Annotated in this window: 20 protein-coding genes and 2 pseudogenes; 18 read left to right on the forward strand and 4 right to left on the reverse strand. The window is 61.4% G+C overall.

Annotation, left to right across the window (positions count from 1 at the left end):
- Positions 1–25 precede the first annotated feature (25 nt).
- The 3 genes from eno (at position 26) to ispD (ending at position 2,469) form a co-directional block, all read left to right on the forward strand.
- A complete protein-coding gene (gene eno, locus M2S36_RS15980) occupies positions 26–1,315 on the forward strand; it encodes a phosphopyruvate hydratase (protein ID WP_013971266.1) in 1,290 nt (429 codons plus the stop codon).
- Positions 1,316–1,483: 168 nt separating this feature from the next.
- The gene (ftsB, locus tag M2S36_RS15985) at positions 1,484–1,765 is read left to right on the forward strand and encodes a cell division protein FtsB (RefSeq protein WP_004375443.1); all 282 of its coding nucleotides are present in this window, start codon (positions 1,484–1,486) and stop codon (positions 1,763–1,765) included.
- The gene (gene ispD / locus M2S36_RS15990; RefSeq protein ID WP_207829428.1) at positions 1,762–2,469 is read left to right on the forward strand and encodes a 2-C-methyl-D-erythritol 4-phosphate cytidylyltransferase; all 708 of its coding nucleotides are present in this window, start codon (positions 1,762–1,764) and stop codon (positions 2,467–2,469) included. Before ftsB ends, ispD begins: the two co-directional genes overlap by 4 nt.
- Before the next feature lie 132 nt (positions 2,470–2,601).
- Here ispD and M2S36_RS15995 read toward each other — a convergent pair whose 3' ends face one another.
- Positions 2,602–3,498 (reverse strand): LysR substrate-binding domain-containing protein, encoded by an 897-nt coding sequence (locus M2S36_RS15995; RefSeq protein WP_063911522.1) that lies wholly within the window; start codon positions 3,496–3,498, stop codon positions 2,602–2,604.
- 107 nt (positions 3,499–3,605) lie between these two features.
- Between M2S36_RS15995 and M2S36_RS16000 the strand changes: the two genes are divergently transcribed.
- The 8 genes from M2S36_RS16000 (at position 3,606) to rpoS (ending at position 10,864) form a co-directional block, all read left to right on the forward strand.
- Positions 3,606–4,718 carry an S-(hydroxymethyl)glutathione dehydrogenase/class III alcohol dehydrogenase gene (locus tag M2S36_RS16000; RefSeq protein WP_016712915.1) on the forward strand — a complete coding sequence of 371 codons (1,113 nt, stop codon included), beginning with the start codon at positions 3,606–3,608 and terminating at the stop codon, positions 4,716–4,718.
- A gap of 8 nt (positions 4,719–4,726) precedes the next feature.
- Complete coding sequence (gene fghA, locus M2S36_RS16005) at positions 4,727–5,581, forward strand: S-formylglutathione hydrolase (RefSeq protein ID WP_191471930.1); 855 nt, start codon at positions 4,727–4,729, stop codon at positions 5,579–5,581.
- Positions 5,582–5,729: 148 nt separating this feature from the next.
- Complete coding sequence (gene ispF / locus M2S36_RS16010; RefSeq protein ID WP_159265991.1) at positions 5,730–6,203, forward strand: 2-C-methyl-D-erythritol 2,4-cyclodiphosphate synthase; 474 nt, start codon at positions 5,730–5,732, stop codon at positions 6,201–6,203.
- Positions 6,200–7,258: a tRNA pseudouridine(13) synthase TruD gene (truD, locus tag M2S36_RS16015; RefSeq protein ID WP_333957453.1), complete on the forward strand. Its 1,059-nt coding sequence runs from the start codon at positions 6,200–6,202 to the stop codon at positions 7,256–7,258. The genes ispF and truD overlap by 4 nt, the downstream gene beginning before the upstream one ends.
- Positions 7,246–7,995: a 5'/3'-nucleotidase SurE gene (gene surE / locus M2S36_RS16020; RefSeq protein ID WP_025337991.1), complete on the forward strand. Its 750-nt coding sequence runs from the start codon at positions 7,246–7,248 to the stop codon at positions 7,993–7,995. The genes truD and surE overlap by 13 nt, the downstream gene beginning before the upstream one ends.
- Positions 7,996–8,030: 35 nt before the next feature.
- Positions 8,031–8,669, forward strand: coding sequence for a protein-L-isoaspartate(D-aspartate) O-methyltransferase (locus M2S36_RS16025; RefSeq protein ID WP_015269209.1), 639 nt, complete (start codon positions 8,031–8,033; stop codon positions 8,667–8,669).
- A 221-nt stretch (positions 8,670–8,890) separates the two neighbouring features.
- Positions 8,891–9,748 (forward strand): peptidoglycan DD-metalloendopeptidase family protein, encoded by an 858-nt coding sequence (locus tag M2S36_RS16030; RefSeq protein ID WP_233693981.1) that lies wholly within the window; start codon positions 8,891–8,893, stop codon positions 9,746–9,748.
- Between the two features lie 108 nt (positions 9,749–9,856).
- Positions 9,857–10,864 (forward strand): RNA polymerase sigma factor RpoS, encoded by a 1,008-nt coding sequence (gene rpoS / locus M2S36_RS16035; RefSeq protein WP_063911526.1) that lies wholly within the window; start codon positions 9,857–9,859, stop codon positions 10,862–10,864.
- Positions 10,865–11,482: 618 nt separating this feature from the next.
- Here the strand turns inward: rpoS and fdxA are convergent.
- Together fdxA and mutS are read right to left on the reverse strand one after the other, a co-directional pair.
- Positions 11,483–11,806 (reverse strand): ferredoxin FdxA, encoded by a 324-nt coding sequence (gene fdxA, locus M2S36_RS16040; protein WP_004375459.1) that lies wholly within the window; start codon positions 11,804–11,806, stop codon positions 11,483–11,485.
- Positions 11,807–11,946: 140 nt separating this feature from the next.
- Complete coding sequence (mutS, locus tag M2S36_RS16045; RefSeq protein ID WP_333957476.1) at positions 11,947–14,520, reverse strand: DNA mismatch repair protein MutS; 2,574 nt, start codon at positions 14,518–14,520, stop codon at positions 11,947–11,949.
- 184 nt (positions 14,521–14,704) lie between these two features.
- Between mutS and M2S36_RS16050 the strand changes: the two genes are divergently transcribed.
- Entirely contained in the window at positions 14,705–15,958 is a 1,254-nt protein-coding gene (locus M2S36_RS16050; protein WP_333957454.1) for a PIN-like domain-containing protein, read from the forward strand.
- 5 nt (positions 15,959–15,963) lie between these two features.
- Here M2S36_RS16050 and M2S36_RS16055 read toward each other — a convergent pair whose 3' ends face one another.
- The gene (locus M2S36_RS16055) at positions 15,964–16,638 is read right to left on the reverse strand and encodes a site-specific integrase (RefSeq protein WP_333957455.1); all 675 of its coding nucleotides are present in this window, start codon (positions 16,636–16,638) and stop codon (positions 15,964–15,966) included.
- Between the two features lie 158 nt (positions 16,639–16,796).
- On the opposite strand from M2S36_RS16055, the gene M2S36_RS16060 reads away from it, so the two are divergent.
- From M2S36_RS16060 to M2S36_RS16085, 6 genes and pseudogenes are all read left to right on the forward strand, one after another.
- The gene (locus M2S36_RS16060) at positions 16,797–16,991 is read left to right on the forward strand and encodes a hypothetical protein (protein ID WP_333957456.1); all 195 of its coding nucleotides are present in this window, start codon (positions 16,797–16,799) and stop codon (positions 16,989–16,991) included.
- Positions 16,988–17,548, forward strand: a complete 561-nt coding sequence (locus tag M2S36_RS16065) for a phage tail-collar fiber domain-containing protein (protein ID WP_333957457.1) — start codon at positions 16,988–16,990, stop codon at positions 17,546–17,548. Before M2S36_RS16060 ends, M2S36_RS16065 begins: the two co-directional genes overlap by 4 nt.
- Positions 17,545–18,589 (forward strand): annotated as a pseudogene (locus M2S36_RS16070) (phage late control D family protein). The gene M2S36_RS16065 and the pseudogene M2S36_RS16070 overlap by 4 nt, the downstream one beginning before the upstream one ends.
- Positions 18,590–18,656: 67 nt before the next feature.
- Positions 18,657–19,196, forward strand: coding sequence for a glycoside hydrolase family 19 protein (locus tag M2S36_RS16075; RefSeq protein ID WP_333957477.1), 540 nt, complete (start codon positions 18,657–18,659; stop codon positions 19,194–19,196).
- Entirely contained in the window at positions 19,196–19,750 is a 555-nt protein-coding gene (locus M2S36_RS16080; RefSeq protein WP_333957458.1) for a lysis system i-spanin subunit Rz, read from the forward strand. Before M2S36_RS16075 ends, M2S36_RS16080 begins: the two co-directional genes overlap by 1 nt.
- A gap of 151 nt (positions 19,751–19,901) precedes the next feature.
- Positions 19,902–20,696, forward strand: a pseudogene (locus M2S36_RS16085) (DNA adenine methylase).
- The last annotated feature ends 188 nt before the right edge of the window (positions 20,697–20,884 follow it).

Raw genomic sequence — 20,884 nt, forward strand, 5'->3', positions numbered from 1 at the left:
CGTCAATTCTGGAGTGCTTACAACAATGGCAAAAATCGTCGACATCAAAGGTCGTGAAGTTCTCGATTCGCGTGGCAACCCCACCGTGGAAGCCGATGTACTGCTCGACAACGGCATCATCGGCAGCGCTTGCGCGCCGTCCGGTGCTTCCACTGGCTCGCGCGAAGCGCTGGAGCTGCGTGATGGCGACAAGAGCCGTTACCTGGGCAAGGGCGTGCTGAAGGCCGTCGCCAACATCAACGGCCCGATCCGTGACCTGCTGCTGGGCAAGGACCCTGCCGACCAGAAGGCCCTGGACCGCGCCATGATCGAGCTGGACGGTACCGAGAACAAGGCCAAGCTGGGCGCCAACGCCATCCTGGCCGTTTCCCTGGCTGCCGCCAAGGCCGCTGCCCAGGACCAGGACCTGCCGCTGTACGCGCACATCGCCAACCTGAACGGCACCCCGGGCCAGTACTCGATGCCGGTACCGATGATGAACATCATCAACGGTGGCGAGCACGCCGACAACAACGTCGACATCCAGGAGTTCATGGTTCAGCCGGTTGGCGCCAAGACCTTCTCCGACGGCCTGCGCATGGGTACCGAAATCTTCCACCACCTCAAAGCCGTGCTGAAGGCCCGTGGCCTGAACACCGCTGTTGGTGACGAAGGTGGTTTCGCCCCTAACCTGGCTTCCAACGAAGACGCCCTGGGTGCCATCGCCGAAGCCGTTGAAAAAGCCGGCTACAAGCTGGGCACCGACGTGACCCTGGCCCTGGACTGCGCGGCTTCCGAGTTCTACGAAGACGGCAAGTACAACCTGTCCGGCGAAGGCAAGTCGTTCGACGCAGAAGGTTTCGCCGAGTACCTGAAAGGCCTGACCGAGCGCTTCCCGATCATCTCGATCGAAGACGGCCTGGACGAGTCCGACTGGGCTGGCTGGAAGATCCTCACCGACAAGATCGGCGCCAAGGTGCAGCTGGTTGGCGACGACCTGTTCGTGACCAACACCAAGATCCTCAAGGAAGGCATCGAGAAGGGCATCGGTAACTCGATCCTGATCAAGTTCAACCAGATCGGCTCGCTGACCGAAACCCTGGAAGCCATCCAGATGGCCAAGGCTGCAGGCTACACCGCGGTGATCTCGCACCGTTCCGGTGAAACCGAAGACTCGACCATTGCCGACCTGGCCGTGGGTACCGCTGCTGGCCAGATCAAGACTGGCTCGCTGTGCCGTTCCGACCGCGTTTCCAAGTACAACCAGCTGCTGCGCATCGAAGAGCAACTGGGTGCCAAAGCGGTTTACCGCGGTCGTGCCGAGTTTCGCGGCTAAGCAAGAGATGGTAAAAAGACAGCAGCCGGAGTTGTAGGAACGTTCGTACTGATCTTTCCTACATTCCAACGGGTTTCTGTCGACGAAGCCTGGCCTCGGCCAGGCTTCGTGCTATTCAAGGCCCCGAAGTAAAAAGTACCCGGCAGCCTTTTTAACCTGGATAACGTGATGCGCAGTCCCTATTGGTTGTTCCTCGTCCTGCTCCTGCTGCTGGGTGGCCTGCAATACCGCCTGTGGGTGGGTAACGGCAGCCTGGCGCAAGTGACCGAGCTGAAGCAGCAGATTGCCGAGCAGCATGCCGAAAACGAGCGCTTGCTCGAGCGCAACCGCGTGCTCGATGCCGAAGTGCTGGAGCTGAAAAAAGGCATGGAGACCGTTGAAGAACGGGCTCGCCACGAATTGGGAATGGTCAAAGAGGGCGAAACCCTCTTCCAGTTGCCACAAAAATGATCGAAACGTTACCGGCCTTCTGGGCCGTGATTCCTGCTGCGGGCGTAGGTGCCCGCATGGCTGCCGACCGCCCCAAGCAGTACCTGGAGCTGGCCGGGCAGACTATTCTCGAGCACAGCCTCGACTGTTTTCTTGGCCACCCGATGCTCAAGGGCGTGGTGGTCAGTATTGCCGAAGACGACCCGTACTGGCCTGGCCTGCGCTGCGCCAGCGACCCGCGCATCCAGCGCGCAGCGGGTGGCCGCGAGCGTGCCGATTCGGTGCTCAATGCCTTGCTGATGCTGCATGCCCAAGGGGCAGCGGACAGCGACTGGGTGCTGGTGCACGACGCCGCGCGACCGAACCTGGCGCGCAGCGATCTGGACAAGCTGTTGTCGGCGCTGGCGGACGACCCGGTGGGTGGCCTGCTGGCGGTGCCGGCGCGCGATACTCTCAAGCGGGCCAATGCCGATGGCCGGGTGGGCGCTACCGTAGACCGCAGCACCATCTGGCAGGCCTATACGCCGCAGATGTTCCGCCTGGGGGCTTTGCATCGGGCGCTGGCCGAATGCCTGGTGTCGGATGTGCTGGTGACCGACGAGTCCTCTGCCATCGAGTGGTCCGGCCAGGCGCCGCGGCTGGTCGAGGGGCGCAGCGACAACATCAAGGTGACCCGGCCGGAAGACCTGGAGTGGTTGCGCCAGCGTTGGGCAGGGCGCCGCTGAATTTCTTGCTCCTGTGCCGGCCTCTTCGCGGGTAAACCCGCTCCCACAGGTACAGCGCAAACCTGAAGGGATGTGCGATACCTGTGGGAGCGGGTTTACCCGCGAAGAGGCCGGCCCAGCCAACATGCCGCTTCAGCCTTGCCGATACTCCGGCAACCCCGCCAATCCTTCCTTCAGGTAATCCACCAACCGCCGCACCTTCGGCGACAGGTGCCGCTGCTGCGGATACAGCGCCCACACCGCCGTGTTCGGCGGTTGGTGCGCCTCCAGCAACGACACCAGCGCGCCACTGTTCAGGTGCTCCAGCACGTAGTAATCCGGCAACTGGCACAACCCCATCCCCTGCAGCGCCGCGTCCAGCACTGCCTGCCCGCTGTTGCAGCGCCAGTTGCCCTGCACGCGCTGGCTGATCTCACGGCCGTCCTGCAGTAGCGCCCACAAGTCCGAACTGCCCACCAGGCAATTGTGCCGCGCCAGTTCCGACAGGCTGTGTGGCCGACCATATCGTTCCAGGTAGGCCGGTGAGGCGCACAGGTACATGCGCCGAGGCGCCAGGCGGGTTGCTACCAGTCGCGAGTCGGCCAGCCGGCCCAGGCGGATGGCCAGGTCCATGCCTTCATGCACCAGGTCGAGGGTGTGGTTGCTCAGTTCCACATCCACCCGCAACTGCGGGTACAGCGCCATGAACCGCGTCACCAGCGGCACGATGAAGCGCTCGCCATAGGCCACCGCGCAGGTCATGCGCAGCAACCCCTTGGGTTCGCTGGCCAGGTCGCCCATGGCGCGCAGGGCTTCCTCGCGGCCATCCTGCAGACGCTGGCAGTGTTGCAGGAATGTCTGCCCGGCCTCGCTCAGGGTCACCCGCCGGGTACTGCGGTACAGCAGGCGCGTCTGCAGCCGTTCTTCCAGCCGGGCGATCTGCCGGCTGATGTGCGACGAGGAAACCCCCAGGCGCTCGGCGGCCGCGGTGAACTGGCCCGACTCGGCCACGGCGACGAATTCGTCGATGCCTTCCCAGCGGCTGCTCATTGATTATCCCTGCATGGCAATAATGTTTTGTCTTTGCCCGGATTATTCATCAAATGGCGGTGAATTACACTGCCAGACTGAATCGACCCTCTGTCTGGAGACCTTTGATGATCAAGTCCCGTGCTGCCGTAGCCTTCGAGGCCAAGAAACCCCTGGAAATCGTCGAAGTCGACGTGGCCATGCCCAAGGCCGGTGAAGTGCTGCTGCGCGTGGTCGCCAGCGGTGTCTGCCATACCGACGCCTACACCCTGTCCGGCGCCGACCCGGAGGGTATCTTCCCGTCGATCCTCGGCCACGAAGGTGGTGCGATCGTCGAGGCAGTAGGCGAGGGCGTCACCTCGGTCGCCGTCGGTGACCACGTCATCCCGCTGTACACCCCGGAATGCGGCAAGTGCAAGTTCTGCCTCTCGGGCAAGACCAACCTGTGCCAGGCCATCCGCGCCACCCAGGGCAAGGGCCTGATGCCGGACGGCACCACGCGCTTCTCCTACAAGGGCCAGCAGCTGTTCCACTACATGGGTACCTCGACCTTCTCCGAGTACACCGTGCTGCCGGAAATCTCCGTGGCCAAGATCCAGAAAGAAGCGCCACTGGAAAAGGTCTGCCTGCTGGGCTGTGGCGTCACCACCGGTATCGGCGCGGTGCTCAACACCGCCAAGGTCAAGCCGGGTGACACCGTGGCCATCTTCGGCCTGGGCGGCATCGGCCTGTCGGCGGTGATCGGTGCGGTCAAGGCCAAGGCCTCGCGCATCATCGCCATCGACATCAACCCGGCCAAGTTCGAAATCGCCCGCCAGCTGGGTGCCACCGACTGCATCAACCCGAAAGACTACGACCGCCCGATCCAGGAAGTGATCGTCGACCTCACCGACGGCGGCGTGGACTTCTCCTTCGAGTGCATCGGCAACGTGCAGCTGATGCGTGCTGCGCTGGAATGCTGCCACAAGGGCTGGGGCGAGTCGGTGATCATCGGTGTGGCCGGTGCCGGTCAGGAAATCGCCACCCGTCCGTTCCAGCTGGTCACCGGCCGTGTATGGCGTGGTTCTGCGTTCGGCGGCGTGCGTGGCCGCAGCGAGCTGCCAAGCTACGTGGAAATGTCCGAGAAGGGCGAGATCCCGCTGGATACCTTCATCACCCACACCATGGGCCTGGAAGACATCAACAAGGCCTTCGACCTGATGCATGAAGGCAAGAGCATCCGCAGCGTGATCCACTTCTGAGGTTTGCCATGAGCCTGGATAACATCTCCTGCCAGAAGAGCTTCGGCGGCTGGCACAAGCGTTACCGGCATCACTCCAAGGTGCTGGGCTGCGACATGGTGTTCGCCGTCTACCTGCCGCCGCAGGCCGAACAGGGCGAGAAGCTGCCAGTGCTGTACTGGCTCAGCGGCCTCACCTGTACCGACGAGAACTTCATGCAGAAGGCCGGCGCCCAGCGCCTGGCCGCTGAGCTTGGGCTGATCATCGTCGCCCCCGACACCAGCCCGCGTGGCGAGCAGGTGCCGGGCGACCCGGACGGCGCCTGGGACTTCGGCCTGGGTGCCGGCTTCTACCTGAATGCCACTCAGCAGCCCTGGGCCCAGCACTACCGCATGCACGACTATGTGGTGGAGGAGTTGCCTGCGTTGATCGAGGCACACTTCCCCGCCTCGGGCGAGCGCAGCATCAGTGGCCACTCCATGGGTGGGCATGGCGCGCTGGTGTGCGCCTTGCGCAACCCGGGGCGCTACCGCTCGGTCTCGGCGTTCTCGCCGATCAGCAACCCCATGGATTGCCCGTGGGGCGAGAAAGCCTTCAGCCGCTACCTGGGTGAAGACCGTGCGCGCTGGCGCGAGTGGGATGCCAGCGTGCTGCTGGCCGAAACTCCGGCCGGCGAGTGCCCGCCATTGCTGGTGGACCAGGGCGACCGCGACGACTTCCTCGAGAAGCAACTCAAGCCTGAAGCCCTGGAGCAGGCGGCACGCAAAGGGGGGCATGAACTGATCTTGCGCCTGCAGCCTGGCTATGACCACAGCTACTACTTCATTGCCAGCTTCATCGAGGAGCATCTGCGTCATCATGCGGTGGCTTTGGGGCGGGTGTAAGGCGTAGCATCTTGGATGCCTGCAAGATCGAGCGCCGCCCGCGCGGCGCTCGATCCCACAGGCGCAGACAATGCGGTGCCAATCACCCCAGCCCCAATGCCTCAAAAGCAGGTAGAATCACGCCCTGACTCATTCAGGGCGTTTTTCTATGCGTATTGGCCACGGCTACGATGTGCACCGTTTCTGCGACGGTGATTTCATTACCCTGGGCGGGGTGCGTATCCCCCACAAATACGGCCTCCTGGCCCACTCCGACGGCGACGTACTGCTGCACGCCCTGAGCGATGCCTTGCTTGGCGCGGCAGCGCTGGGCGATATCGGCAAGCACTTCCCCGACACCGACCCGCAGTTCAAAGGTGCCGACAGCCGCGTGCTGCTGCGCCATGTGGTCGGCATCGTCCAGGCCAAGGGCTGGAAGGTCGGCAACGTCGACGCCACCATCGTCGCCCAGGCGCCGAAGATGGCCCCGCACATCGAAACCATGCGCCAGCTGATCGCCGAAGACCTGCAGGTCGAACTCGACCAGGTCAACGTCAAGGCTACCACCACCGAGAAGCTGGGCTTCACCGGCCGCGAGGAGGGCATCGCCGTGCATTCGGTAGCCCTGCTGCTACCCGCATGACCGAACTGGAACTGCTGGGCCCGCGCGCATCGGGCGAACCACTGGGTACCGCCGTCCTCAAGGCGGTGGCTGAAGATTTCCAGGTCGACGAAGTGCTGGACATCCCGCTGTCGGGCCAGGGCGAGCACCTGTGGCTGTGGGTCGAAAAGCGAGACCTGAACACCGAGGAGGCCGCCCGCCGCCTGGCCCGTGCCGCTGGCGTGCCGGTGCGCACGATCAGCTACGCCGGCCTCAAGGACCGCCAGGCCCTGACCCGCCAGTGGTTCAGCCTGCACCTGCCGGGCAAGGCCGACCCGGACCTGTCGCGTGCCGAGGATGCCAGCCTGCGCGTGCTCAAGCAGGTGCGCCACCTGCGCAAGCTGCAGCGCGGCGCGCATTCGGCCAACGGCTTCACGCTGCGCCTGACTGCCCTGGCTGCCGATCACCAGGCGGTGGATGCGCGCCTGGAACAGCTCAAACAGCACGGCGTGCCCAACTATTTCGGCACCCAGCGCTTCGGCCACGGTGGTGGCAACGTTCACGACGCCCTCGACTGGGCCGCACGCAAGGCCCTGCCCGAGCAGCGCAACGTGCGCTCGCGGCTGCTATCGGCCGGGCGCAGCTACCTGTTCAACCAGCTGTTGGCGGCCCGTGTCGCCGATGGCAGCTGGGCGCGGGCCCAGGTGGGCGACCTGCTGGCGTTCACCGACAGCCGCAGCTTTTTCCCGGCGGGTGAGGCGGAATGTGCCGACCCGCGCCTGGCGATTCTCGACCTGCACCCGACCGGCCCGATGTGGGGCGCGGGCGATTCGCCGGCCGCTGGTGTCACTGCACAGTTGGAAAACGCCGTCGGCGCGCGTCAGCCGGCACTTTGCCAGTGGTTGACCCAGGCGGGCATGGATCACGAACGACGCATTCTGCGGCTCCCTATTGGCGGCCTTACGTGGCATTATCCCGAGCCTGATATCCTGCAACTGGAATTCGTCCTTCCGGCCGGATGCTTCGCCACCGTGGTGGTGCGCGAAGTCGTGGATCTGGTGTCGGCAGGGCAGACGGACAGCTCATGCGTATTCTGATTTCGAACGACGACGGTGTTACCGCACCCGGCATCGCCGCGCTGCACGCTGCACTGGCGGATTACGCCGAGTGCGTGGTGATTGCCCCGGATCAAGACAAGAGCGGCGCCAGCAGTTCGCTGACGCTGGACCGGCCACTGCACCCGCAGACCTTGGCCAACGGCTTCATCAGCCTCAACGGCACGCCGACCGACTGCGTGCACCTGGGGCTCAACGGGCTGTTGCCGCAGGCGCCGGACATGGTCGTGTCGGGGATCAACCTCGGTGCCAACCTGGGCGACGACGTGCTCTATTCGGGTACGGTCGCGGCCGCGTTGGAAGGCCGTTTCCTCGGCGGTACCTCACTGGCGTTTTCGCTGTTGTCGCGCCAGCCGGACAACCTGCCGACTGCGGCCCATATCGCTCGCCGCCTGGTCGAGGCGCAGTCGCGCCTGGCCTTGCCACCACGCACCGTACTCAACGTCAACATCCCCAACCTGCCGCTGGAGCACATTCGTGGCATCCAGCTCACCCGCCTCGGTCACCGGGCGCGGGCGGCGGCGCCGACCAAGGTGGTCAACCCGCGCGGCAAGGAAGGCTACTGGATCGCCGTGGCCGGGGATGCCGAGGACGGCGGCCCGGGCACCGACTTCCACGCGGTGATGCAAGGCTACGTATCGATTACTCCGCTGCAGCTCGACCGCACCTTCAGTGATGCCTTCGAGCAGCTCGACGGTTGGCTGGAGGGCCTGCTCTGATGCGCGAGGACGATATGCTGCGGCGTGGCATCGGCATGACCTCCCAGCGTACCCGGGAGAGGCTGATCCAGCGTTTGTGCGAAGAGGGCGTTTCGAACACCAAGGTGCTCGACGTGATCCGTCGTACCCCGCGCCACCTGTTCGTCGACGAGGCACTGGCGCATCGCGCCTACGAAGACACTGCGCTGCCGATCGGCCACAACCAGACCATCTCGCAACCGTTCATGGTTGCCCACATGAGCGAGCTGCTGCTCGAGGCCGGGCCGCTGGACAAGGTGCTGGAGATCGGCACCGGCTCGGGCTACCAGACGGCGATCCTGGCCCAGCTGGTCGAGCGGGTGTTCTCGGTGGAGCGCATCAAGGTGCTGCAGGACCGGGCCAAGGAGCGCCTGGTGGAGCTGAACCTGCGCAACGTGGTGTTCCGCTGGGGCGACGGGTGCGAGGGCTGGCCGGCGCTGGCGCCGTACAACGGCATCATCGTCACCGCCGTGGCGCCGGAAGTGCCGCAGGCACTGCTCGACCAGCTGGCACCCGGTGGCCGTATGGTGATCCCGGTGGGGCCAGCCGGCGAAACCCAGCAACTGATGCTGATCGTGCGCGAGGAGCATGGATTCTCCCGTCGCGTGCTGGGGGCCGTGCGCTTCGTACCGCTGCTCAACGGTCCGCTGGCCTGAACACTGCGGGTTCGAGCTACGCGATATTTTTGCGCCAGCACCGAATTCTTGCAGCAGCGCCCTGTCTATCTGGCGGGGTGAAGCGCTAGCGCACAGCTTGCACCAAGGCTTTGCAGCAGTCCTTCACCAACCCTGCCAATGCGGGCGGGCTTGGTTATAATTGCAACAATATTGCATTTCTTGTCTTCATATCGTTTTTCGGCACCATGAGGGGAGCGCGGGTGGGTCACACAGTCATTCGGCAGCGCAAGGACGGGTCGGGTTTCACGCTTCTGGTGATTGCACTGGCCATGGGCACGCTACTGGTAGGTTGCTCGAGCACCAGCAGCAACAGCGCGCGGGTGGTCGACCGCAGTAACACCGTGCCCAAGCGCCCGGCGGTAACCACCGGGCAGTACATCGTCAAACCTGGCGATACGCTGTTCTCCATCGCCTTCCGTTATGGTTGGGACTACAAGGAGCTGGCCGCGCGCAACGGCATCGCGGCGCCTTACACCATTCGCCCGGGGCAGGCGATTCGTTTCAGCAGCGGCTCTACCGGCAGCACCACGGTGGTGTCCAGCCCGTCGTCGTCGAGCAAGACCACGGTCATCCGGCGGCCTGTGGGAAGCACCGCCACAGCCCCTGCCAACACCAGCAAACCGGCCACGCCGGTAGCTTCCAGCAGCGCCCCGGTGGTCGCTACCGTGCCTGCTGCGGAGCGCGCGGTAGGCGGCTGGACCTGGCCTGCCAACGGCGTGCTGATTGGAAAATTCGCTTCAAACGGTAGTTTGAATAAAGGCATTGATATCGCCGGTGATTTGGGACAGCCTGTTTTTGCTGCGTCTGATGGTGCAGTGGTTTACGCCGGGAGTGGCTTGAGGGGCTACGGCGAACTGATCATCATCAAGCACAGCGATACCTACGTCAGTGCCTACGGCCATAACCGCAGGCTGTTGGTTCGGGAGGGGCAGCAGGTCAAGGCAGGGCAGTCGATTGCTGAAATGGGGTCCACGGGCACTGATCGGGTGAAGCTGCATTTCGAGATTCGCCGCCAGGGTAAACCCGTCGATCCGCTCCAGTTCCTGCCACGTCGTTGACCGTTGTGCCCGGCCTGTTCCTGTGATGTAGAGGGGACAGGCTCCAGCGCTGCCAAGGAGATAGGTGCCGCTCGAGTCTGAGTTCGAACTCAGCAAAGGACTATAACAATGGCTCTCAGTAAAGAAGTGCCGGAGTTTGACATCGACGATGACGTCCTCCTGATGGAGACGGGCATCGTTTTGGAAACGGATGTGGTGTCAGACGAACCTGCTGTATCTTCGGTTCGGACGAGGGCCAAGTCGGGCTCTTCGCTCAAGCAACACAAGTACATCGATTACAGCCGGGCGCTCGATGCCACCCAGCTGTATCTCAACGAGATCGGATTCTCGCCTCTGCTTTCGCCGGAAGAGGAAGTGCACTTTGCGCGCTTGTCGCAAAAGGGCGACCCTGCCGGCCGCAAGCGCATGATCGAAAGCAACCTGCGCCTGGTTGTAAAAATTGCCCGTCGTTACGTGAATCGCGGCCTGTCGCTGCTCGACCTGATCGAGGAGGGTAACCTGGGGCTGATCCGTGCGGTCGAGAAGTTCGACCCGGAGCGTGGTTTCCGTTTCTCGACCTATGCGACCTGGTGGATTCGCCAGACCATTGAGCGGGCGATCATGAACCAGACCCGCACCATCCGCCTGCCGATCCACGTGGTCAAGGAACTGAACGTCTACTTGCGTGCGGCGCGCGAGCTGACCCAGAAGCTGGACCACGAACCCTCGCCAGAAGAAATCGCCACCCTGCTGGAAAAGCCGGTCGCCGAGGTCAAGCGTATGCTGGGCCTGAACGAGCGGGTGTCTTCGGTGGATGTATCGCTCGGCCCGGACTCGGACAAGACCCTGCTCGATACCTTGACCGACGACCGTCCGAGCGACCCGTGCGAACTGCTGCAGGATGACGACCTGTCGCAGAGCATCGACCAGTGGCTGGGAGAGTTGACCGACAAGCAGCGTGAAGTGGTGGTGCGTCGCTTTGGCCTGCGCGGGCATGAAAGCAGCACCCTGGAAGATGTTGGCCTGGAGATCGGCCTGACCCGTGAGCGGGTGCGGCAGATCCAGGTCGAGGGGCTCAAGCGTTTGCGCGAGATCCTCGAAAAGAACGGCCTTTCCAGTGAGTCGTTGTTCCAGTAGCGCAAGCCTGCAACACAAAGCGCCCCGATGATTTCGGGGCGTTTTTGTATGTGGCGATCAGAGGTGCCCCATTCAAAATTGCCGGGGGCGCTTTGCGCCCCTTTCGCGACACAAGGCCGCTCCCACAGGTACTTCATCGCCTTTGAATGCACCACTATCCTGTGGGAGCGGCCTTGTGTCGCGAACGGGCTGCAAAGCAGCCCCAAGACATTATGTACTGCGCTACCCCAGTAACATCGCGTGTAAGCCTTTGCTTACTTGTTTTGTAAGCCTTCTATGTACGCTTCAGTAAATCATTGTCGTATCCAGAGCCTGCGTTTTCCCAACACATTGAAAAACCTGGCTTATTCAGCTGTGAGGAAATGTGTCACCTGCAACACCCTGTGAGGTTTCGCGGTTGCCGGCCCTGCTCAAGTCGCTAGTATTCGAACTGTGCACAGGGACATGCACAGGCTTTCAGGAGGAAGGCCAAGGACATCGCAAGAGGCGATTTCATCAGGATGATGTTTGGGACAAGCAGGGACTACGGAAAAAATGTGGGCGGGTCAAACCGCCCCTTTTTTTGTCCGCAGAAAAACAAAAAAGGCCCCGAGGGGCCTTTTTCGTGTCCGGACGCTATCAGCGCTCCAGGTCTGCAATCTTGCCAGTCTTGCCATCCCACTCTTCAGCGTCCGGCAGGGCGTCCTTACGCTCGGTGATGTTCGGCCAGATTTCCGCCAGTTCGGCGTTCAGCTCGATGAAGTTCTCCATGCCCGCAGGCACTTCGTCTTCCGAGAAGATGGCTTGCGCTGGGCACTCCGGCTCGCACAGGGCGCAGTCGATGCACTCGTCCGGGTGGATGACCAGGAAGTTCGGGCCTTCGTAGAAGCAGTCCACCGGACAGACTTCCACGCAGTCGGTGTATTTGCATTTGATGCAGTTGTCGGTGACGACGAAGGTCATTTCTAATTCTCTCCTCAGGCGACGGCGGCGGCCCTTCCTCTCAGGGCCGCGCGGTTTACGGGTATGTGGCTGCAGGCCAGGCTAATAGCCTGCAGCACCAGCAAACCGCGGCGGATTCTACCAGCTTGTAGTGGGCGCCGTTATAACAGGTTCTTTAGTTGATATAGCATTTCGATAGCTTGACGCGGGGTCATGTCGTCCAGCTGCAGCTTGCCCAGCTTCTCGATGGCCGGGTGTGGCAGGCTGGCGAACAGGTCGCTCTGGTGCGGGACCTGTGGCACGTCCTTGGCCTTTTGGGCCGGGGGTTGTTCATGCGGCAGGCTGGTGGTTTCCAGCCGCCCCAGGTGTTCGCGGGCACGCTGGATGACGGTCGTTGGCACGCCGGCCAGCTGCGCCACGGCCAGGCCGTAGCTCTGGCTGGCAGGGCCAGGCAGCACGTGGTGCAGGAACACGATGCGTTCGTTGTGCTCGGTGGCGTTCAGGTGCACATTGGCCACCAGTGGCTCGCTTTCCGGCAGCACGGTGAGCTCGAAGTAGTGCGTGGCGAACAGCGTGTAGGCACGCAGTTGGGCCAGGCGCTCGGCGGCGGCCCAGGCCAGCGACAGGCCGTCGAAGGTGCTGGTGCCGCGGCCCACTTCGTCCATCAGTACCAGGCTGCGGTCTGTGGCGTTGTGCAGGATGTTGGCAGTTTCGCTCATCTCGACCATGAAGGTCGAGCGGCCGCCGGCCAGGTCGTCGCTGGAGCCGATGCGGGTGAAGATGCGGTCGACCAGTGACAGCTCGCAGCTGGCTGCCGGCACGAAGCTGCCGATGTGCGCCAGCAGCACGATCAGGGCGGTCTGGCGCATATAGGTGGACTTACCGCCCATGTTCGGGCCGGTGATGATCAGCATGCGCGTGCTGTTGTCCAGGCTCAGGTCGTTGGCCACGAATGGCGTGGTCAGTACCTGTTCCACCACCGGGTGGCGGCCCTGCTCGATACGCAGGCATGGCTCGTCGACGAAGCGCGGGCAGTTCAGGTCGAGGTTCAGCGCACGTTCGGCCAGGTTGCTGAGCACGTCCAGTTCGGCCAGGGCGGCGGCGCTGTCCTGCAGCGGTGCCAGGTGACTGATCAGGGTTTCCAGCAGGGCGTCGTAGAGCATCTTCTCGCGGGCCAGGGCGCGGCTCTTGGCCGACAGCGCCTTGTCCTCGAACGCCTTCAGCTCCGGGGTGATGAAACGTTCGGCGCCCTTGAGGGTCTGGCGGCGGATGTAGTCGCCCGGGGCCTGCTCGGCCTGCTTGGTCGGCAGCTCGATGAAGTAGCCATGCACGCGGTTGTAGCCGACCTTGAGGTTGGCCAGGCCGGTGCGGGCCTTTTCCCGGGCTTCCAGGTCGATCAGGAACTGGCCGGCGTTCTCGCTGATCGCCAGCAACTCGTCCAGTTCGTTGTCATAGCCGGCCTTGAGCACGCCGCCATCGCGGATCACCGCCGGCGGGTTGTCGATGATCGCCCGCTCCAGCAGGCTGGCCAGTTCGGGGTAGGTGCCGGTAATGGCAGCCAGGCGCGCCAGGTGCGGCGCCTCCAGCTCGGCCATGGCGTTCTGCAGCTCGGGCAGCGCGCCCAGGGCATCGCGCAGGCGTGCCAGGTCGCGTGGGCGGGCGTTGCGCAGGCCGATGCGGGCGAGAATCCGCTCGATATCGCCAATTTCCTTGAGCTGCGGCTGCAGCTTCTCGAAGCGGTAGCCGTCGAGCAGGCAGCGGATCGAGTCCTGACGTGCCTGCAGCACCTTGAGGTCGCGCAACGGGCGGTTCAGCCAACGGCTCAGCAAACGGCTGGCCATGGCGGTCTGGCAGCGGTCGATCACCGACTGCAGGGTGTTGTCACGGCCGCCGGCCAGGTTGATGTCCAGCTCCAGGTTGCGGCGGCTGGCGCCGTCGAGGATGACCGTGTCGTCCAGGCGTTCGTGGCGCAGGCTGCGCAGGTGCGGCAGGGCAGTGCGCTGGGTTTCCTTGGCGTAGATCAGCAGGCAGCCGGCTGCACCGATGGCCAGGGTCAGCTTGTCGCAGCCAAAGCCTTTGAGGTCCTTGGTCGCGAACTGTTGGCACAGGGCCTTGCGCGCCGAGTCGCGGTCGAAGTCCCATGGCGCACGGCGACGGGCCCCGGGACGTTTCTCGGCAGGCAGGTCGCGCGGCCAGTCGTCGGGGATCAGCAGCTCGACCGGGTTCAGGCGCTCGAGCTCGGCCAGCAGGTTTTCCCAGCCCTTGATCTCCTGCACGCTGAAGTTGCCGCTGGTGATGTCCAGCACGGCCAGGCCGAACAGGCGCTCGTCACCGAGCAGCGCGGCAATCAGGTTGTCGCGACGCTCGTCGAGCAGGGCCTCGTCGCTGACCGTGCCGGGGGTGATGATGCGCACCACCTGGCGCTCCACCGGGCCCTTGCTGGTGGCGGGGTCGCCGATCTGCTCGCAGATCACCACCGATTCGCCGAGCTTGACCAGCTTGGCCAGGTAGCCTTCCAGCGAATGGAACGGAATCCCGCACATGGGGATGGACTGGCCGGCCGACTGGCCGCGCGCGGTCAGGGTGATGTCCAGCAGTTTTGCGGCTTTTTTCGCATCTTCGTAGAAGATTTCGTAGAAGTCGCCCATGCGGTAGAACATCAGCTGGTCCGGGTGCTGGCTTTTCAGCTTCCAGTACTGCTGCATCATCGGGGTGTGTGCGGAGAAATCTGAAATTGCTTTGTTCATCAAGGGATTATGGCATTTTCGAGAAAGCGGTGGGGCAAATTTGGGGCATTTCAGCTCGTTTTTCGCCAGTTAGCTCAGCGGCTCATCGTCATAAGGTTACCACGAAGTCGGCCTGCTTCAGCTAGATGAACAGGCGTGGCATACTCACCCTTTCCTTTCGCCGAGTTCCGCTATGAAGAAAGCTTTTCCCGGCCACTTTGCCAATGACCCTGCAGACCTCCAGCGGCTTTGGAATGATAGCTTGTTTGTTATGGATGCAAATGTCCTTTTAAATTTGTATCGGTATTCCGATACAACGCGGGATGAGTTTTTAAATATATTCGACCGGCTTAAGGACAGGCTGTGGATATCTCACCAGGTGGCGAAAGAGTATCTTAAAAATCGCCTCAAAGTCATTAGCGACCAGGCTAAGTTGTACGACGCCGCTATTGACGGGTTGCGCGAGCTTAAAGCTAGCTTTGAAAACTCGAATCAACATCCATTTGTCAGTTCATCTGTGCTAGGTGAGTGCATTCGCTCATTTGATCAGATTGTGGGTGAGCTTGAGGCAAACAAAGCGCAGCATGGTCAAAAGATAAATGAAGACGATGTCAAGGCGCGGGTCAGTCAGATTTTCGATGGGCGTGTAGGTGAGCCATACTCCTCAAAACGACTTGAAGAAATAATAAAGCTTGGTGAAGTAAGGTACGAGAACAAAGTTCCGCCGGGTTTTAAGGATGCTGGTAAGGGTGGCGGCAAGGCCTTAGAAGATCGGCTAGGTCCCTACGGTGATTACATTGGTTGGTTGCAGCTTTTGGATAAAGCGAAGGCATCTAATCAAAATGTTATCTATGTCACGGGGGATCACAAGGAAGACTGGTGGCTAAAACTTTCCGGTAAGACTATTGGTCCTTTGCCTGAACTTATTGATGAGTTTGTGTCGACCGTATCCAAGCAGTTTTATATGTATCTTCCCGATCGCTTTCTTGAGCGAGCAGGCGAATTTCTCGATCAAAAGGTCTCTACTAAAGCTGTTGATGAAGTTCGTGAGGCTAACAAGGAGGCATCAAATTTAGTTGATTCAGTCTCTGCTGCGGAAGGGCCGGTAAGTCGTATCCTTAATGCATATAAAACAATAGGTTCCTGGCATTTGTCAGCGGCGACTAGTGATCTTGATACTAGGATTGATGAGTCGGATCGAAGCCTTTCACCTCTAAAGAGTCGTTTGAAGACGTTTCGGATTAGGCTGAGAGAGTGTGATATTCTTCTTGAAAGGATAAATAATGAGCGCTCATGTCGCTTAGTTGATGGGGTTTCCGCAGATTTTCAAGGAATAGATGATGAGGCTTTGAGCGAGCTATATGATGCGACTAAGCAAGATCAGGCGATTTTCAAAAAGTTGATTGCGGAGCATCGCTATCTGCTGAATCGGATGCCAGAAGAGTAAGCGCCCTACCGGGCGCTTTTTAAATTCTCCCAGATTCGATTAAGCTCTATTGGAGATTCTGAATCCATCCAGCGTGCGTAAACCTCTACTAGCATTGTATAGTCTTTGTGTCCCAGTTGATTTGCAATGAATGCTAAGTTGCCTCTGGTCGTCAAGCACCAGCACGCATAAGTATGGCGTGTTTGGTAGGGGCGGCGAGGTCTGATACCGGCTCTCCGTTGTATTGCCGCCCATTTAGTGTTCCAGGCAGTTGATACAAACCACTTGTTAATTCCTCGCTTCCTTGCCTGGGTGGCCGGCGATAGGAGTGGTGTCACGTTCTCTTCCCGCGATTCGTGACGGTTATGGTATACGCAAATGTTTTGCTTGGGATTGCGAGCGACGATCGTCATCAGAACACGGCACGCTTCAATAGCTGGTTCCATCAGAAGCACAGTACGCGATTTCCCCGTCTTGGGAATCTTGAAGGTGCCGTTTGCGGTGATAGCCCTGGTTACCTCAATCTTGCCCTCCTGTAGATCGATGTCTTCAACGGCAAGTGCGCAAAGCTCACCGGGACGGAGCCCGGTGTACACCGCCAGAGTGATGGCGGCGGCGTCTTGCGGATGTAGGCAGCACCACAAAGTAACTACCGTTCCGCCATCCTGGCCTTGGAGCCCTGAGCACTGGACGCCAACCAATCAACGGAAAATGCTCGTTAGAGCCGGCGCGCTGATCCTAGCCGAAATCGAACGCCTGGATCGCCAGCGTGCGCGTGAGGTGATCGCATGAGCTCACCTCGCTGGGTACTGATCAACCGCGCAATGCTCTGCAAAAACAAGCGCTGCAGCATCGCTCAATGGACGCCCAAGCGGTGCCAATGGATCCTGCTGAGCAAACGCTGCAGGTTGCCAATGCCACTCAGGCACTCGGCGTTCATCGGCGCACCGCTGAGGCGCAGAGCGTTCCTATTAATGCTGAATCGAGCCTTGCGGCAGCCAATGCGGTGCAGGGCTTTGTTGTCGTGCGCGGCACGATGGAGGCTGTTTTATGAGTACTACCTTGCAGCCAGTGATCACCAAGGGCGGCCTGGCGGCGATCTTCAACGCAAGCAAAACCGGCCTGTCAGCCGAAATCACCCATGTAGTGCTTGGCACATCTGGCTATACGGTGTTGCCGGGCACTGATCAGAAAGTGCTTCGCACCCTAGTGGGTAAATACCCCATCGCGGGCGGCGAGAAGCTGACGAGCACGTTGCTGCACCTAACCGCCGTTGTGGATGGAGCGGCGGCTTTCTGGGTCCGTGAAATTGGCTTTTTGCTGAGTGACGGCACCCTGCTTGCGGTCTGGTCTCATGCCACGGAGGCGCTGACGTTCAAGCCTGCTGGTGACCAATTGCTGCTGGACTACGACCTGTCACTGGCGGCCCTGCCCGCGGATAGCGTGACCATCAATACAACCTCGCCAGGGCTCAATCTGACCCTGGCGGAGCCATTGGCCGCGCAGGCCACAGCGGTGGTTGCTGAGCTACTGCGCACCCAACTGCAGCAGGACAAGCACGTTAACGAACCCCGCCCCGTGCGGGGTTTTTTGTTCCTGGAGCAAGCATGAAACCGACGTATCGAATCATCGCGGATAGCAAGGACATTACCCCGCTGATTAATGACCGCCTGCTGTTGCTGCGCATTTCGGACAAGCCCGGCATGGAGTCGGACGAATTCGAACTGCGCATTGACGACCGCGATCAGGCTGTTGCGCTGCCTGGGCGTGGCGGTCGGGTGGAGGTGCTGCTGGGCTATGAGGGACAGCCCCTCAAGCGCATGGGCGCCTTCACGGTCGACGAGGTGCAACTGTCCGGCCCGCCGGACACCCTGACCATTCGCGGCAAGGCCAGCGATATGCGCGGCAGCGGCAAGACCGTGCGCAGCGGCAGCTGGGAAAACGTGCCGCTGTCGCAGATCGTCAACGAGGTGGCGAAGCGCAACGGCTGGGAGCCGGTGTGCCCGGTGACGACCAAAGTCGAGCGCGTCGACCAGCGCAACGAGTCCGACTTTAACTTTGTCACGCGCTTGGCCAAGCAGTACGACAGCACCGCCAAAGTGGCCGAGGGGCGGCTGCTGGTCATGCCCCGGCAGGACGGGAAAAGCACCAGTGGCAAGGCCCTGCAGGTCGTGACCATCAACAAGACTGACGTAGAGCGGTATCAATTTCGCCTCGGGGACCGCAGCACACAGAAGGCTGTGCAGACCAAACACCAAGACCAGAAAACCGGCGCCCTGCAGGTGGTCCAGCTGGACAACGCCGAGGCCCCCAGCGGCCTGCCCCCAGTCCATACCGACCGCCATATCTACCCCAACAAGACCGCCGCCGAGCAAGCCGCCAAGGCGCGCCTGGCTGCGTTCAACCGCAGCACTGCAGGCGTGCGTCTGGAAATGGCCGGACGTACTGACTTGTTCGCTGAGTGCTCGATCAATGCCCAAGGCTTCAAGGTCGGCCTGGATGGCGAGTACCTGGTGGACGGCGTCGAGCAGACGTTTACCCAATCGGGGTGGACCACAACGGTGGAGTGCAACGGCGGCAAGAAGGGTAAGGCCAAGGCCTCGGGCAACAAAAAGAAAGTCGAAAAAGCCGCTCAAGGTCGAGCAGCTCTGATCCCCTCGGCCGCTTTCGGCCATCACTGGAGAAACCAATGGCTATATCAGTTCAACAGTTGTAACAGATCCTCCCCAACGCCGGACGCAAAGCCGGCGTTTTTGTTCCTGGTCTCAACGCGACAATGGGCAAGTACTCGATCATCACGCCCAAGCGTATGGCGGCATTCCTTGCCCAGGTCGGCCACGAGTCTGGCCAGCTGCTGTACGTGCGTGAACTCGGCAACGATGCCTACTTGGCCAAGTACGACACCGGCCGCTTGGCGCAGCGCCTCGGCAACACGCCGCAGGCAGATGGTGATGGCCAGCGGTGCCGTGGCCGTGGGCTCATTCAGATCACTGGGCGCGACAACTACGAAGCCTGCAGTGAGGCATTGTTCGGTGACAGTCGATTGCTCAATACCCCGGACCTGCTTGAGCAGCCGGTCTATGCGTCGCTGTCGGCCGGCTGGTTTTGGCAGCGTGCGGGCCTTAACGATCTCGCTGACAAAGTGGCAGGCGCCGATGACTCGGTTTTCGAGTCGATCACTCGCCGTATTAATGGTGGCCTGAATGGCTTGAAAGATCGCCAGGCGCTCTACAAGCGAGCGCTTGAGGTGCTGCAGTAATGTCGCTCAATTGGCGTATCGCCTTGTTGGCCGTTGCGCTCGGGCTCTATGTCGGTGGCCGAGGCGCCTGGGTGTGGCAGGCCAGCGAGTACGGTCGGCAGCTCGCGGATCAGTCAGCTGATTACATTCGGCAGCTGGCCGACAAGGATCGAGCCTATGGTCGCGAGCGTGAAGAGGCTGCAGCTGCAGCCCTGGATCAGTTGGCGGAGCTGAAGACTCAGCGACAAGCACTGGAAGATCGCCTGCAGGAGCAGGGCAAAACACATTGGCAGGAGATGAACGATGCTCAAAAAGCTCAAGCTCGTCTGCGTGACAGGCTTGCTACCGCTGATCTGCGGTTGTCAGTCCTTGTCGACGCCGGAGCCTTTGCCGCCCCGAGTTGTGACAGTGGGCTGAGAGAAACCGCCGGCGCCGGAAGCCTGGTACATGGCGCCGTACGCGCCCACCTTGACCGAGCGCATGCTCAACGAATTGTCGCCATCACCGACGACGGCGACCGGGGGCTGATAGCACTGCAGGCCTGCCAGGCCTACGTGCGCGAAGTCACCAAGTAAAAAGAGGCGAGCCAGGAGGATGCGTCAACATCCAGCCCGGCCCGCCGAACCCGCAGACCCTTCCTGCAAGTCCAGCCGTGACCTCTGCCTTGTGCACAAAGCGCGGCGAGCCTATCACCTGTTTATCCATACATTAAAGACTTGCATACCTATGACTTCTCCAATCATTCCTTGGATGGGTGGCAAACGCCGCCTGGCCGACCGCTTGATCCCTCTATTTCCCCCTCATGAATGCTACGTCGAAGTCTTCGCCGGCGGTGCCGCGTTGTTCTTCATGCGCCCCCAGCCCGCCCCCGTGGAGGTGCTGAATGATCTCAACGGTGACCTGGTCACCCTCTATCGCGTTGTACAGAATCACCTTGAGGAGTTCGTTCGCCAGTTCAAATGGGCGCTCAGCTCACGCCAGGTTTTCGAGTGGCAGAAGATGACGCGTCCTGAAACCTTGACCGACATCCAGCGTGCGGCGCGGTTCTTCTACCTGCAGTAGCATGCTTTCGGTGGCAAGGTCACAGGGCAGACGTTCGGTACCGCAACCACCGGGCCGGCCATCAATCTGTTGCGCATCGAGGAGAACCTGTCTGCGGCGTGGCAGCGTCTCGCCGGTACCTACGTCGAGAATCTTTCGTGGCTCGCCTGTGCCGAGCGCTATGATCGTGCGCACACCTTCTTCTACATGGACCCGCCTTACTGGCAGACCGCCGGTTATGGCGTCGATTTCCCTTTCGAGGAGTACGAGCGCATGGCGGACTTCATGCGCCGCTGCAAGGGCAAGGTGATGGTCAGCATCAACGACCACCCCGACATCAGGCGAGCCTTCGACGGCTTTCACTTCGAGTGCCTGGATATCCGCTATAGCAATACGAATCAGCGTCAGGGTAAGGCGGAAGTGACCGGCGAGCTGGTAATCATGAACTGGAAACAGTCCTCGCTTGGTGGTTTGTTCTGAACGAGCATGGCAGTTCGGAGCCGATCCATTGTGTCATGAGGGACGACTCGACTCTGTTCAAGAACTGAATGCACTCTGCCATCACCTCTCCGCAAAGAGCAGTGGCGTCCGTCGAGAAGCAATGTGCCGATGGGCAATGCCGAATGTCAGTGCCGGCAGCGGCTGAAACACGAGGAGCATTGCGAAAG

Source organism: Pseudomonas sp. SF2 (assembly GCF_036858055.1).
In the GTDB taxonomy this organism is placed as follows: Bacteria; Pseudomonadota; Gammaproteobacteria; order Pseudomonadales; family Pseudomonadaceae; genus Aquipseudomonas.